This is a genomic window from Rubrivivax albus (assembly GCF_004016515.1).
Lineage (GTDB): Bacteria > Pseudomonadota > Gammaproteobacteria > Burkholderiales > Burkholderiaceae_C > Rubrivivax > Rubrivivax albus.
Genome location: NZ_SACT01000001.1, coordinates 407612 through 420997, shown reverse-complemented (window position 1 = coordinate 420997; position 13386 = coordinate 407612). Strand labels below are relative to the sequence as shown.

Annotated in this window: 13 protein-coding genes; 7 read left to right on the top strand and 6 right to left on the bottom strand. The window is 63.3% G+C overall.

The genetic code is table 11. The features are described 5' to 3' along the window. The first annotated feature begins 1 nt into the window (after window position 1). The 7 genes from rfbD to ENE75_RS01920 all read left to right on the top strand — a co-directional run bounded on the left by rfbD (window position 2) and on the right by ENE75_RS01920 (window position 6044). Window positions 2-901, top strand: a complete 900-nt coding sequence (rfbD, locus tag ENE75_RS01955) for a dTDP-4-dehydrorhamnose reductase (protein WP_128195082.1) — start codon at window positions 2-4, stop codon at window positions 899-901. Beyond that, window positions 898-1791 carry a glucose-1-phosphate thymidylyltransferase RfbA gene (gene rfbA, locus ENE75_RS01950; RefSeq protein WP_128195080.1) on the top strand — a complete coding sequence of 298 codons (894 nt, stop codon included), beginning with the start codon at window positions 898-900 and terminating at the stop codon, window positions 1789-1791. The genes rfbD and rfbA overlap by 4 nt, the downstream gene beginning before the upstream one ends. Window positions 1792-1872: 81 nt before the next feature. Continuing rightward, entirely contained in the window at window positions 1873-2112 is a 240-nt protein-coding gene (locus ENE75_RS01945) for a type II toxin-antitoxin system Phd/YefM family antitoxin (protein ID WP_128195078.1), read from the top strand. Then, the gene (locus ENE75_RS01940) at window positions 2112-2498 is read left to right on the top strand and encodes a type II toxin-antitoxin system VapC family toxin (protein ID WP_128195076.1); all 387 of its coding nucleotides are present in this window, start codon (window positions 2112-2114) and stop codon (window positions 2496-2498) included. The genes ENE75_RS01945 and ENE75_RS01940 overlap by 1 nt, the downstream gene beginning before the upstream one ends. Before the next feature lie 341 nt (window positions 2499-2839). Further along, complete coding sequence (gene rfbC / locus ENE75_RS01935; RefSeq protein WP_128195074.1) at window positions 2840-3409, top strand: dTDP-4-dehydrorhamnose 3,5-epimerase; 570 nt, start codon at window positions 2840-2842, stop codon at window positions 3407-3409. 270 nt (window positions 3410-3679) lie between these two features. Continuing rightward, complete coding sequence (locus ENE75_RS01930) at window positions 3680-4732, top strand: polysaccharide lyase (protein WP_128195072.1); 1053 nt, start codon at window positions 3680-3682, stop codon at window positions 4730-4732. 802 nt (window positions 4733-5534) lie between these two features. Beyond that, on the top strand, window positions 5535-6044 hold the full coding sequence (locus ENE75_RS01920) for a glycosyltransferase (protein ID WP_158288831.1): 510 nt from the start codon (window positions 5535-5537) through the stop codon (window positions 6042-6044). A gap of 27 nt (window positions 6045-6071) precedes the next feature. On the opposite strand, the gene ENE75_RS01915 is transcribed toward ENE75_RS01920, so the two are convergent. The 6 genes from ENE75_RS01915 to ENE75_RS01890 form a co-directional block, all read right to left on the bottom strand. Then, on the bottom strand, window positions 6072-7079 hold the full coding sequence (locus ENE75_RS01915) for a glycosyltransferase (RefSeq protein WP_128195066.1): 1008 nt from the start codon (window positions 7077-7079) through the stop codon (window positions 6072-6074). After that, the gene (locus tag ENE75_RS01910) at window positions 7079-7894 is read right to left on the bottom strand and encodes a glycosyltransferase family 2 protein (RefSeq protein ID WP_375138460.1); all 816 of its coding nucleotides are present in this window, start codon (window positions 7892-7894) and stop codon (window positions 7079-7081) included. The genes ENE75_RS01915 and ENE75_RS01910 overlap by 1 nt, the downstream gene beginning before the upstream one ends. Window positions 7895-8203: 309 nt before the next feature. Then, the gene (locus tag ENE75_RS01905; protein ID WP_158288830.1) at window positions 8204-9727 is read right to left on the bottom strand and encodes an O-antigen ligase family protein; all 1524 of its coding nucleotides are present in this window, start codon (window positions 9725-9727) and stop codon (window positions 8204-8206) included. A 31-nt stretch (window positions 9728-9758) separates the two neighbouring features. Next, on the bottom strand, window positions 9759-10976 hold the full coding sequence (locus ENE75_RS01900) for a Coenzyme F420 hydrogenase/dehydrogenase, beta subunit C-terminal domain (RefSeq protein WP_199232190.1): 1218 nt from the start codon (window positions 10974-10976) through the stop codon (window positions 9759-9761). Next, the gene (locus ENE75_RS01895; protein ID WP_128195059.1) at window positions 10969-12138 is read right to left on the bottom strand and encodes a polysaccharide pyruvyl transferase family protein; all 1170 of its coding nucleotides are present in this window, start codon (window positions 12136-12138) and stop codon (window positions 10969-10971) included. Before ENE75_RS01895 ends, ENE75_RS01900 begins: the two co-directional genes overlap by 8 nt. Beyond that, window positions 12135-13376 carry an oligosaccharide flippase family protein gene (locus tag ENE75_RS01890; RefSeq protein ID WP_158288829.1) on the bottom strand — a complete coding sequence of 414 codons (1242 nt, stop codon included), beginning with the start codon at window positions 13374-13376 and terminating at the stop codon, window positions 12135-12137. The genes ENE75_RS01895 and ENE75_RS01890 overlap by 4 nt, the downstream gene beginning before the upstream one ends. Window positions 13377-13386 lie beyond the last annotated feature (10 nt).

The window sequence follows — 13386 nt, the reverse complement described above, 5'->3', positions numbered from 1 at the left end:
AATGAAGATTCTGCTGCTGGGCGCCAACGGCCAGGTCGGCTGGGAACTGCAGAGGGCCCTGGCGCCGCTGGGGGCGGTGACGGCCTGCGACTTCGACACCCCCGCGCCGCACACCGCCGACTTCAGCCACCCCGACACTCTGTCTGCGCTCGTGCAGGCGGTGCAACCAGCCCTCATCGTCAATGCCGCGGCCCACACCGCCGTGGACAAGGCCGAGTCCGAGCCCGCGCTTGTGCAGGCCATCAACGCCACCGCCCCCGGCGTGCTGGCGCAGCAGGCCAAGGCCCTGGGCGCGCTGCTGGTGCACTACAGCACCGATTACGTCTTCGACGGCAGCGGCAACGCCCCGCGCGACGAGACCGCCGCCCCGAACCCGCTGAGCGTCTACGGCCGCACCAAGCTGGCCGGCGAGCAGGCCATCCAAGCCAGCGGCTGCCGCCACCTGATCCTGCGCACCAGCTGGGTCTACGCCGCGCGCGGCGGCAACTTCGCGCGCACCATGCTGCGCCTGGCTCAGGAGCGCGACGAACTCCGGGTCATCGACGACCAGATCGGTGCGCCCACCGGGGCCGACCTGCTGGCCGACGTGACCGCACACGCCGTGCGCGCCATCCAGCGCGACGTCAGCCTGTGCGGCCTGTACCACTGCACCGCAGCGGGGCAGACCAGTTGGCACGGCTACGCGCAGATGGTGATCGAGCAGGCCCGCCAGGCCGGCCTGCCCGTGCGCGTGGCGCCCGAGGCCATCCGGCCCATCGCCACCGCCGAGTACCCCACGCCGGCCCGGCGCCCGCTGAACTCGCGGCTGGACTGCACTCGGCTCACCACCGCCTTCGGGCTGACGTTGCCGCCGTGGGAACTGGGCGTGCGGCGCATGCTCACGGAGATCCTGAACCGATGACCACGCCACCTCCCCGCAAGGGCATCGTCCTGGCCGGCGGCGCCGGCACGCGGCTGCACCCGGCCACGCTGGCCATCAGCAAGCAGCTGCTGCCGGTGTACGACAAGCCGATGATCTACTACCCGCTGAGCACGCTGATGCTCGCCGGCATGCGCGACGTGCTGGTCATCAGCACGCCGCAGGACCTGCCGCGTTTCGAGGCGCTGCTGGGCGACGGCAGCGCCTGGGGCATGAACCTGCAGTACTGCGTGCAGCCCAGCCCCGACGGGCTGGCGCAGGCCTTCATCCTCGGGCGCGACTTCGTCGGCGGCGGCCCCAGCGCCCTGGTGCTGGGCGACAACCTGTTCTACGGCCACGACTTCCAGGGCCTGCTGCAGCGCGCCAACGCGCGCAGCGAAGGCGCCAGTGTCTTCGCCTACCACGTGCATGATCCGGAACGCTACGGCGTGGTCGCGTTCGACGCCCAGCGCCGCGCGATCAGCATCGAGGAGAAGCCGGCGCAGCCCAAGAGCAACTACGCGGTCACGGGGCTGTACTTCTACGACGCCCAGGTCTGCGACATTGCCGCGTCGATCAAGCCCAGTGCGCGCGGCGAGCTGGAGATCACCGAGGTCAACGCCGCCTACCTGCGCCAGGGGCAGCTGAGCGTGGAGATCATGGGCCGCGGCTACGCCTGGCTGGACACCGGCACCCACGACAGCCTGATGGAAGCCGGGCAGTTCATCGCCACGCTGGAGAACCGCCAGGGACTGAAGGTGGCCTGCCCGGAGGAGATCGCCTTCCGGTCCGGGTGGATCGACGCGGCGCAGCTGGAAAAGCTGGCCGCACCGATGCGCAAGAACGGGTACGGACAGTACCTGATGAAGCTGCTGAACGACCGGGCGTTCTAGGTGCAAGTCTGGCCAGGGTTCAAGGCACACTTTTGACTTAGTCCATTGACTTAGTCCAGTCGAGACGCCATAGTTGCTGATATGAGCAGCATCACCGTCAACGTCCACGAAGCCAAGACCCATCTTTCGAGGCTGCTGGAACAGGCCCACGCAGGACAGGAGATCATCCTGGCCAAGGCGGGCAAGCCCTACGCCCGGCTGATGCCCCTGGCATCCCAGACGCCCGCGCGACAGCCCGGCCGTCTGAAGGATCGCATCGACACCTCGGCCTTTTTCGACGCCCTGCCAGCCGAGGAACTGGACGCCTGGGAAGGGCGGTGATGCGCCTGCTGCTGGACACCCACGCGTTGTTGTGGTGGTGGAACGACGACGCGAAACTGTCCGACACCGCCAGGCGCGCCATCACAGACGAGCAGAACGGCATATTCGTCAGCGCCGCGTCCGCCTGGGAGATCGCCACGAAGCAGCGCATCGGCAAGCTGCCCACCTGGGCCTGGCCCACCGGCGGGTTCGACGACATGGTGGCCACCGAAGGTTTCGTGAGCCTGCCGGTCCAGGCCCGGCACGCCTGGCAGGCCGGTGCACTGGAGTGGTCACACCGCGACCCCTTCGACCGCATGTTGGTCGCCCAGGCCGCGCTGGAAGGGATGACGCTGGTGTCGTGTGACGCCCTCTTTGCCGATCAAGCTGTCGCGGTCTTATGGTGAACGCCGGTTGGCTGTACCGCACTGGCGGGGCCTGAACCGCCTTCATCAGCCCATGGCTGGCCTACTCGCGCCGATTTCACCTGTTGCCGACCACGCCCAAACGCATTGCCGGCGCGCGGATCGTGAACCCATTCACCCCCAGCCCGCCCGCCGTGCCTCAACGCACCACGCGACCTTGGGGGATGCGCTGAAGTACCGTCATAGGGGTCTGGCAACATCGAACTGCCGCGCTGTAGCACCCCGGGCTGGGCACGAACAATGCTGGGCCACCGTGACTGCCGCCCAACTGCCGCGCCCCTGACCCCCATGCCGCCCGCACCGTACGCCCCAGGAGCCTACCGATGAAGATGCTGCGCACCGCCCTGCCCGGCGTGGTGATCGTGGAACCGCAGGTCTTCGGTGACGAGCGCGGCTGGTTCATGGAGAGTTTCAACGCGGGGCGGTTCGAGCAGGGGCTGCAGGACCTGGGGCTGCCGCCCGCCGGGCCCTTCGTGCAGGACAACCATTCCTGCAGCGCCACGGGCGTGCTCAGAGGGCTGCACTACCAGCTGCCGCCGCATGCGCAGGGCAAGCTGGTGCGGGTGGTGAAGGGCAGCGCCTTCGACGTGGCGGTGGACATCCGCCGTGGCAGCGCGCACTTCGGCCAGTGGGTCGGGGTGGAACTCACCGCGGACAACCGCCGCCAGCTGTGGATCCCGCCGGGGTTTGCGCACGGGTTCCTGGCGCTGGAGGAAGACACGCACTTCCTCTACAAGACCACCGACGTGTACGCCAGGGACTGCGAGCGGGCGATCCGGTGGGACGACGCGGAGATCGGGATCGCGTGGCCGCTGGCCGGGGGCACGATGCCGCGGGTGGCCGCAAAGGATTCGGCGGCGCCGGAGCTGAAGTACGCCGAAGCGTTCGGCTGACGGCACGGGTGCGGGTTCAGCGATAGGTTCCGGGGCAGCGGATTGATGCCCACTGGGCCAAGCGTTGGCGGCGCAGACGGAAGCTGACCTACGCGGGCCGCGGCGGCATCTAGTCACGAACATCTCTTTGCAATTTTTTGCGCCACCCGGGTACGCGCGTCGCGGGCAACCGCCGATAGAGGGTTGATAGGCCGCTGGCCAGAGCCGCAAGGCGGCTCCATCCGCTGCGTGGGCTCCCACCACAGCCGCGCCAACTCTACGGAGCCGAAAATGCGTTACACCTCGCGCTATGGCGAAAGAAGCGCGCAGCCCATGCTGATCTCTGTCCTGGCAGGTACTGCGCTGCTGGCCGCCTGCGGTGGCGGCGAAGATGGCGCGCAGGTGACAGACATGGCTGGAAACTCGGCTGCCGTCATAGTGGACACAGAAACGAGCACGGTCCAGGGCGCGACCGTAACGACAGCCGTGGCGCTCAAGTCAAGCCCGACCTCGCCCTCAGCCGACGGCCGAGATGCGCCCACGGTGGCCGTATCGCCTTCAGCGAACCTGACATCGCCGCCGACGCCTCGTGCGGCGGCCGACTTCCCGGGGCCCGACAAGAGTGCAGACCTTTCAATCGTGTGGAGCAGTAACCTAGAAGCGGGGGTCGAAGGCTGGCCGGGCAACCCCGTGGGATGGGGCGTGCAGAACCGGAGCTACGCCACGGACCCGGAAGTCAGCGGCAACGTGCTGCGGGTCTTCATCCCGAAAGGGTCGATAGACCCTGCCACCATGCGTAAGCGGGGCCTACCCCAAGGTGGTACGGGCTTCAAGTCACTGCTGCCTGGCACCTATGAGGTCGCTCGACTTAGCTACAAGGTGCGATTTCCCAGCGACTTCGCGCAGGGGAGAGGTGGCAAGCTCCCGGGACTTTGTGGCGGCACCTGCAACGGTGGCGGAACCATCCCGAACGGAGCAGACGGGTACTCCGCGCGTTACATGTGGACGGGCAACTTTGCGGCGAGCGTGTATGCGTATCTGCCCACCAGTGTCACCTACGGGACACCCATTGGATCCCGGCAGATTCCCCTGCGACGCGGCGAGTGGGTTCACCTTGTTCAGGAAGTCAAGCTCAACAGCATCGGCGCGGCCGATGGTTACATCAAGGTTTGGTCAGACGGCCAGTTGGTCGTGGATCAGCAGGGCATGACTTTCAGAACCAGCGATCAGTTGAAGACCGATCGCATCTACTTCGATGTCTTCTATGGCGGCAACGATGACAGCTGGGCGGCACCGAAGGACACGACTATAGAATTTGCGGAGTTCTCAGTCAGCGGTCGTTAGTAGAACTATGGCGTTGAGCGAGAGGGATTGAGGATCGTAGGCGCGCAGCTTGCTTGGCTGCGCAATCCGACCGCCCCAACGCTCATTCCCGATGAGGAAGTCGTCGCATTGTTTGCGTCGAGCCAAAACGCACAAGTTTCATCGGCCCAAAGTCCGATGGCAACATGCCCAGCGCCGTGTCCAATGAAAACTCGACCAGTCAACTCACGCGTGTACGAGACTGCCGTGGTGCGCCGTTGCTGCGGGCGCGTCAAGCAAGTCGGCACCATCGGCGGGCACCCGCAGCAGACCTTCTACCCAATGATCGGAGGCGTCTCACGCGCCCATGAGATCGCATGTCGACACTGAACGCGCAAAGTTCTCGTCCACACGTGCTGGCCGTGGCGTCAGCGGGTGGTCATTGGGTTCAACTACAGCGACTACATCCAGCACTTGGGGACAGCAGGGTATCGTGGATGAGCACTGAGCCAGACTACGCAGGGCAGGTAAATGGTCCGTTTTACGTAGTGCGCGACGCCAACTTATGGAACAAGTGGGCTCTCGTCGTCATGTTCCTTCAAGTCGCATGGCGACTGCTGCGCGTCCGTCCGGACTACGTCGTGACCACCGGCGCTGCGCCTGGGTTTGCAGCCGTCTTGTGCGGTCGATTGGTGGGCGCGAAGACAGTTTGGATCGACAGCATTGCCAACTCGGAAACGTTGTCGACCTCAGGGGCTCGAGTCGGTCGATGGGCGCATGTGTGGTTGACGCAATGGGAACACTTGGCTCGCCCTGAAGGCCCGCATTACTGGGGAGCGGTGCTGTGATCTTTGTAACTGTCGGGACGCAGCTTGGATTCGACAGGATGCTTGCTGCCGTGGATGCATGGGCGGGCAGGAACCCAGACACGAAAGTCTTCGCCCAGACCGGCCCGACGCGGTTGCAGTTGAAGAATCTTGAGTGCAAGCCTTTCGTATCGCCGTCGCGAGCCGACCAGTTGGTTCAGGAGTCGAGCCTGATCGTTGCCCATGCCGGCATGGGATCCATCCTGACTGCGATGCGCCACTCGCGACCGATACTGATCATGCCGCGTCACGCCAGCCTGGGCGAGCATCGAAACGACCATCAACTAGCCACAGCGCGCTGGTTGGCGACTCGTCCTGGCGTGGTGGTCGCCTGGAACGAGCAGGAACTCGTGGAACGGCTGGACCAGCGCGGCTCTTTGGGTGCCTCTGGCGGCTTGCCGCCGGTGGCCGATGGGCCACTTGTGCAGCGGCTCCACGCCTATCTCCAGGGCGCGGGTATCGGAAGCGACAGCCCATCCCGCACGTGAGTCAGGAAGCGATGCTACATCGCCCTCTTACCGCAGAAGGAGCTTGACAGCCGAAAGCGGCCCCTGCAGCCATTTGACTAGGCGTGTCTGAGCCAACTCGGCAGAGGCCATCGATCTGGCAGGCGACTCGGCAAACGCTTGCCGGCAGCCCTGGGCAATGCTTGCAGGGTCGTTTGCATCGACCAGAACGGCAGCCTGCCCGAAAAGCGTCCGCAAGACAGAGGTATTCGCCGTGACCAAAGGCCGGGCAAAGCCCAGTGCCTCGTTGCAAACACTGAGCTGTATGCCCTCGAAGCGAGTCAGTCCCAAAATTACATCGGCGTCACGCAGCAGGTCTTCGAAAACATCCGTCGGCAAGAAACCGGGCAGCACGACATTGGGCGGCAGACTGTCGACAGGGTGACCATTGCGCCTAGCGGTCTGCAAAGCACCGGTGAGGATAAATCCGAGCTCTGGCGCCAGACGCGCGGCCTCCAGCACCTCGCGAACTGGTTCGTCTGCAGCGAACGAACCCGGAAAGACAACCCACGGCTTTCCGAGCGGAATCACTTTCCGAGCGAGGCCCGAAGGCGGCCCGGACATTCCCTGCGGCGGCACATCTTCGAGAACCCGCAGTGTTTGCGTAGCCCAACCGAGTTCCAGGGCAGCCGAGTGCATGGCGTCGTTGTGGACCAGCACCACGTCTGCACGCCGCAGCGCCCAACGAGCGAGAGGAAAGCTGCTCCACGGCGGCCGCAACTGCGCGTTGTGGCAGTCGGCCACCACGCGCACCGTATGCTTGCTGAGCATCCGATATGCCAAGGCAACCCACAGCAGTGGCACCTGAGGTAACTGCACCCAGACCACTGCAGGCCCGCGCGCGCGCAGCAGCTTCCAGGTTTCCATGCCGTGCCGAAGGTAGAGCAGGAGCTTCGCGAGACGCGAGGTGTGTCTCGGCACGGCAAAGAAGACAGTCTCGAAGCCACAGTGCGGCGCCATTGAAATCTGGCGCCGCTGGAACCCCGTCCATGCGATGAAGAGTGCGTCGCGACTCATCAGGGCGCTCGGCTTAGCCCCAGCAAAGCCCTCGTACGCACCGCTGCCCGAGCCAGATCGTTATGGAAGATCATTTGCAGGGACTTGAGCAATATAAAGGCCACAACCGTGGGCAGATAGTAGGGGTAGAACTTGCGGGTGAACAGCAAACTGCTTCTGACCATGTGGTACTCGGAAAGCAAGCTGCGCTTTCGGCCATTCGAACTCGAGCCTATGGTCGCACCCTCTTTGTGAAAAACCACGGCATCTGGCGCCCATCCGAGGTCGTAGCCCATGCGCCTCGCACGTGTGGCCCAATCGATTTCCTCGTAGTAGAGAAAGTAGCGATCGTCGAGCAGCCCCACGTCGTTCAGACAATCGCCGCGGATCATGAGCGCCGCGCCGAGCACGTAATCAAGTTGCGGTTCCACGGACGCAGGGTCACGCGGCACGTCAAACGCAGCATGGGCACCCAGGTGTCTTGCCCTGCCCAGCCAAGGCTGGAAACGGGCCCCGCCGTAAGCCTGCACCCTGCGCTGGCCGTGGTGATACACCACGGTGGCCCCGCACATGCCTGTGCGGCCCTGGCACAACCTGGCCAGCATTCGGTCTATCGCACCCTCAGTCAGCAAGGTGTCGTTGTTCAAGAGAAACACCGCTTCATCGGGCTGCGCCATGGACCGGATGTAGCGCAACCCGACGTTGTTGCCTCCAGCGAAGCCTAGATTGGCACCGGTTTGGACAAAGTGCAGGTCCCAAGGTGCCTGCGAACTCCCATGAATTACCTGAGCTACACCAGTTAGCGCTTCGGCAACAGCAGCCAGACGCAGGGCCACGCCCGATTCTGCAGCCCAACTAGCCACGAGCGCGAAGGAATCGTCACCAGAGTCGTTATCGCAAAGCACGACACCCCGCACTTGGGCACCGCCACAATCGAGCAAGGACTGCAGACACTCGACCGTGTCGCGTCCGTTTCGCCAATTCAGCAACAAGACCCAGACGCTAGGCATCATTTGAGGATCCGGATCGAGGCACCACCGACAGCTGAGCTAGTCTGCTTTGACGCGTAGCTTCGCAACGCCTGATCAGACAGCAGCGTCCTCCCCAGCATTCGTGAGAGAAGGCGGCCATTCACCCCAACCGACTTACCTCTCATTGATTGCTGACTCACGACTGCGAAACCATTCCGACACAAAAATTGCTAAGCAAACAGTGAGAACCCCTGGCGTAGCAAGAAGATTTGGCTGCGTTATCGCCGTAAAGATCATCATGGCAAGAGCTGCCCAAAGCGCTGAGAAATGTATCGGAAGAGCAGACGAACATCGTCGCGTAACGGACCACAATCGGGTAATCGTAACCGCGACCAACCAGAGCAAGGCAATCAAACCGAACGGACCAAGCTTCAATAGTGTACCAATATAAGTATTATGAATATATCGTGTTCCAGACTCCCAACTGGTTGTTTCCGAATTGATCGGCATGTAGTCTTTGCCCAACCCAACACCGAGCAGCGGGCTGTCAAGGATTGCATTCACCGCCGCGATGTTCTCCGCCCTCCGCCTGTCGAATGACTTTCCGTAGTCGAGCTCGTTACCGACACTAAACACACGATCGTAAGCCGCCGAAACATAATCCGGCTTGACCATCGAAAGCAGGGCAATACCACTAGCGGCAGAGATCACCAAGAAACAAACAACGCCAAAGTACCGAGAGGTACGCACGAAATAGCCTAACAACAAAACCCCAAGCAAGGCAGAAAACCAAACGCCGCGACCGAAGCCAACCAGAATGCCTCCAGCCAGCACGAGGAAGAGTGTCGCAAGCAATGGGCCGCGCACGCTGCCCGGCGCATACGCGAATGAAGACAACAGAAACATGAGTACCGCCAAAATAATAAATGATGCAGGACTAGTACTCCTCAGAACTCCGCGAAAGTGATCACCAGCCGTATATAGATCGCGAATGGCTTGCCCCTTCGTCATCACGGAGTATCCAGTGAACGACTGAAACATCAAAAGCCCTGCCGTGACAACCGCCACTGTAGCGATACCAAACAGGAATCGACGCATTTGCACTTCGGTGCGAATAGCTAAACACAAGGCAGGCAACCACAGCCAATAGACGAAAGGTCTCAACTCCTGGAAGGTGTTCTTCTGCTCGACACCGTGCAACCCGACGGCGAGCGCAGCTGAAACAATTGCCGCCAGAATGAAGGCACCAATCGGCCAGTAATAGCTCTCGATCGGCTTCATCGCTCTTCTGATGCCACCGCCGTTGCGAAGCAGGACTATTCCAATCATCACGAGGACACCGACGTCTTCAACACGTATCGTGCCGCCCCCAACAGGAAGTCTGGGCAACAAGTACTCCGGAATGACTCCAAACGATGCCGCAACCAATATGACAAGCGCAATTTCTGGGCGTATCCATGCCAAGATCAGACCAACTGGAGCCACAACCATCGGAATCAGAATTGGCCATGGCAAGAAAACCGCGAACAAGCCCAGGAGCAGGGCTACAACCATCGAAGCAAGAATGGTGACGGCAGCACCCAATGAGAATTTGGAACTCGCTCGCCTAGAGACCAGGGTCGGTCCAGTCAAGAGCTGCATACATTTCCGATCAAATAAATTTTTCAGCGGACCTATAACATAAACTTGGCCGTTCATTTCCGGTGGTTCATACCGTCCAGCAGGCCCACTACATGCGGCCAGTGATACATCGCCGCAGCGTGCCCAAGAACTCTTTGGCAAACCTGCGAACCGGTATCTGCCGGGCAGCCGCCCGCAATTGCAGGCCGGCATAGCTTGGCACGACCCTGCCGGCCAGGCGCATGGCACCCAACCTGGCAATCAGGCAGCCCTTTCTGAAGAATTGGTAAGGCTGAAGCCCGTGCAAACTCTGAATGTCAAAGGGCTCCAGGACAACTGCAGAAACGGCGCCGTTCAGTAGTTCGCGTCCCGCCGCAGTGCGCGCCAATACGAGGCTGCGCCCCTCACGCTCAGCAAAGTCCGGGTATCCATCCTTCCCGTACCAGGCATCCGCGCACACGACATCGGCGAACTCCCCGGTGCCATCGGCACACAGCTTGCACCGGGGCTGCAAGTGCCGGTTGAGGATCGTGCCCCAAGAGGTGTTGTAGTCCATCGTGGCCACGCTGCCGTCCCGCGACTCGGCACGGGTCAGCCCCGGCCAGCCATCGCCGCGGTAGCGAAACTGCACGACTTGGGCCGCTGGAACGTCCATGCGCTGCAACACCTCATGCGTGCCGCGCAGGCTGGGCGTGCCGGCGCACATGAACGACAGCAGAAACGGAATGCGCTGCGCAAGGGCCGGGTCGCGCAGCATCATCATGCGAACCGCGGCCACATCGCAGGGCTTGCCCACGAACGCAAACCGACCAGGCCGTGCCAGGGCTTGGGGCAGGAGTTCCACGGGTGCGGCAGGCGCGTAGCGTGAGCCGGCGCCCTGCGCCACCTCGTCGCGCGTGGTGCTGATGACGGCGTCGTTGCGCAGCGGGTCATCGGTTGCCGCGCGCACATGCAGCACGAAGTCGACCTGTCTGCTCTCCAGCAGGTGAATCAACAGTGCAGACAGCACCCCACCCGACGAGGCGCGGCGCCGGATGTCGGGGTCGGTGGCATGTCCGGCCCAGAGTGACGCCACCGGGCCCCACACCGGGTGATAGGCCACACCTGCAGCCGATACCCCGTTTTCGTGCGTCAAGCCGATGCCGGGGCACACCTGACGTACCGCCTCCTGGTCAGCAGTCGACAAGGCCTGTTCAGCGCGCGGCCGAAGAAAGCCCTGCTCATCCAGCGCCATCCGCACGCGCCCAGGCGGCAAAACGGCAGCACACGCGCCGCAACCCGTGCACAAGCCATCGTTGACGATGCTGGCCAGGGTGGCTTCAACCACGCATCACCCCTTCCAACAAGACAGTCAGCGCATCACGGTAGCTCGCCAGTCGCTGCTGCGCTTGGCCATTGCCGTCGTCCACCAGGGTCTGAAGCTCCTGGCGGCGGTCGAAAGCGCGGCAGATGCGAGCCAGCACGGTGGCCTGATCTTCCCGGGTGCAGTCGGCCACCTCGCCGTAGCCCAGCGAGTTGAACAGTCCGGTGAACTTGCGGCTGTAGGCCATGGGCACGCAAGGCACACCCGAAGAAAACGCCGCGATGCAGGCGTGCATGCGCGCGCCCAGGAAAAAGTGCATGCCGGAGATGAAGCTCTTGGCCTGCATGGGCGAATCAAACGGCCCCGCCACCTCGACGCCCGGATGCTCCGCGGCCACCGCCTGAGACGCACGCAAGTCGTCCTCGGCCAGGCGGTCGGCTGTCACCACGTGAGGCACCAGCACCACCTGAACATCGGGCAAGGCCTTGAAGTGGCGCACCAGCGCATGCATGGTCCGCCGGTAGTCCAGCGCCAGGCCAAACTGGTTATCACCCGAGTAGCCGCCCGCCCACAGCAGACCCGACACATTGATGCCAACGCGCACCGGCAAGGGCGGTGAGACGGTTCGTTCGAAAGGAAGGGCGAACGCGACGTCTATCGCTTCCAGGAACGGTGTGGCGAGCTCGCGGGATTCGAAGTATCGGGTGGACAAGCCATCGCGGGCGCAAACCAGATTGGCGCGGCGCATGGCGATGTCAGCCCACCAAGCCGCCAGCGGGTGCTTGAAAGGCCCCAAAGTCTGCGGGCTCAACACCAACTTGCGGCCATGGCGAGCGGCACGCAGCTTGGTGCCGATCAGGAAGACCAGCCGCTTCCAACCGTAGATGTCGGAGAAGCTGTCGCCCTCGCCGATGTCAAGCACCAGGTCGCACTTCGCCAGGCATTGCCCGAGCCGTCCGTCCAGACCGAGCAGGCGCTTGCCATTGACCTGGCACACATCGACGACACGCGAATCTCCCGCTTGGGCGCCATCACGTGCCCAGCCGATGATGATGAAGCGCACTTGAACACCAGCGGCCCGCGCAGCCTGTGCCACCAGATGCATCTGGCCATGGGTGAGTGCACCCACACCCAGGTTGGCGGAGTCGATGCTGTGCCAGAGCAGGCCGACAGTAATCACGTTCATCGTGCGTCGCGGGCGGTGCGCCCGGTTCGATAGCGCCAAAGCCACCAGAAGTAGCCCAAAGTCATGGCCCCCTGCCCGAACATGAAGACGGCAACAAAGTCACTCAGTTGTCCTTGCTGGGCGGCCAGCACAGGCAACAGGCATGCCACCGTGCCCAAACCCACCAACTGAACCACCACGCGGCGCGACTGGAAGCCGACGGCCGTGATGACGACGCCTGCGCTGGCGGCCACGTAGCGCAGCAGCAGCACACCACCAAACAAGGGCAGCAGCCCGGCCAACCCCTGAAACGACTGACCGAACATCAAGTCGGCCAGCGGCTGCGCAAACAGCATGAGTGGCAGGCCAAAGGCTGCACCGATGAAGCCCATCAGCGCGCCCGTCTTCGCGGCTGTCTTCCAGAAGGTGCGATCGCCAACGGCAGCCAGTCGCGACAGCCGAGGAATCATCACGTTGCCCACCACCGGCGCCAAAGCGCCGACCCCAAGCACCACCTTTTGCCCGGCACTGTAAAGGCCCACGGCCTGTGTACCAAACAGCACGCGCACTGCTACCACGTCCAATTGGTTCCAGGCTGTGACCAGAATGCCGTCGACGCCATAGGGCCATGCGCGGCGCAGCGTCGGCAGCGGCCCGATCGCCACCGGGTCACGCAGGCGCAGCAGCGGGACCACCTTGCGAGCGGCACGCCACGCCAGCGCCAGGTAGACACAGCGAGACACCACCATGGCCCACGCAACTTGCATCGGTGATCCGCCCTGCCAGGCCACCAAGCCCGCCAGCACGAACTGCAAGGCATTGGCCATGGTTACCAGGCGTGCCTCCAGGTCGAACCGGTCCAACGCCCGCAGCGGCGCCACGAAGAAGTCGGAAAACGACATCGCCAGTGCCGCCAGAAAGAGCGGCACTACCAAATCAGGCGGCAATGTGGATGCGCCGATGGCAGCCCCCGCCACGACGAGCAGCGCAATGGCCACTGCCATCAGCAATAGCTTGGCGCGAAATGCCTCAGCAATCAGGCGCGCAGCGTCTGCGGGCGTGGCAGCTACCTCACGCAACAGATAGACGGCGAAGCCAAAGTCCACCAGCAGCACCAGCAACGCGCTGACACTGAAAACAAAGCTGAACAAGCCGAACTGCGCCGGCCCCCACAGGCGCGCCAGCAGCAGAAACAGCAGCAGGCCCACCAACAGGCGGCTGCCGACAGACACCGCGGTGTAGAGGAAATTGCGCTTCATACGCAACTGG

What these genes read in the sequence shown, in the direction of transcription:
- rfbD (WP_128195082.1), top strand. Translation starts at nt 2, where the DNA reads ATGAAGATTCTGCTGCTGGGCGCCAACGGCCAGGTCGGCTGGGAACTG.
- rfbA (WP_128195080.1), top strand. Translation starts at nt 898, where the DNA reads ATGACCACGCCACCTCCCCGCAAGGGCATCGTCCTGGCCGGCGGCGCC.
- ENE75_RS01945 (WP_128195078.1), top strand. Translation starts at nt 1,873, where the DNA reads ATGAGCAGCATCACCGTCAACGTCCACGAAGCCAAGACCCATCTTTCG.
- ENE75_RS01940 (WP_128195076.1), top strand. Translation starts at nt 2,112, where the DNA reads ATGCGCCTGCTGCTGGACACCCACGCGTTGTTGTGGTGGTGGAACGAC.
- rfbC (WP_128195074.1), top strand. Translation starts at nt 2,840, where the DNA reads ATGAAGATGCTGCGCACCGCCCTGCCCGGCGTGGTGATCGTGGAACCG.
- ENE75_RS01930 (WP_128195072.1), top strand. Translation starts at nt 3,680, where the DNA reads ATGCGTTACACCTCGCGCTATGGCGAAAGAAGCGCGCAGCCCATGCTG.
- ENE75_RS01915 (WP_128195066.1), bottom strand. Translation starts at nt 7,079, where the DNA reads ATGAGTCGCGACGCACTCTTCATCGCATGGACGGGGTTCCAGCGGCGC.
- ENE75_RS01905 (WP_158288830.1), bottom strand. Translation starts at nt 9,727, where the DNA reads ATGAACGGCCAAGTTTATGTTATAGGTCCGCTGAAAAATTTATTTGAT.
- ENE75_RS01895 (WP_128195059.1), bottom strand. Translation starts at nt 12,138, where the DNA reads ATGAACGTGATTACTGTCGGCCTGCTCTGGCACAGCATCGACTCCGCC.
- ENE75_RS01890 (WP_158288829.1), bottom strand. Translation starts at nt 13,376, where the DNA reads ATGAAGCGCAATTTCCTCTACACCGCGGTGTCTGTCGGCAGCCGCCTG.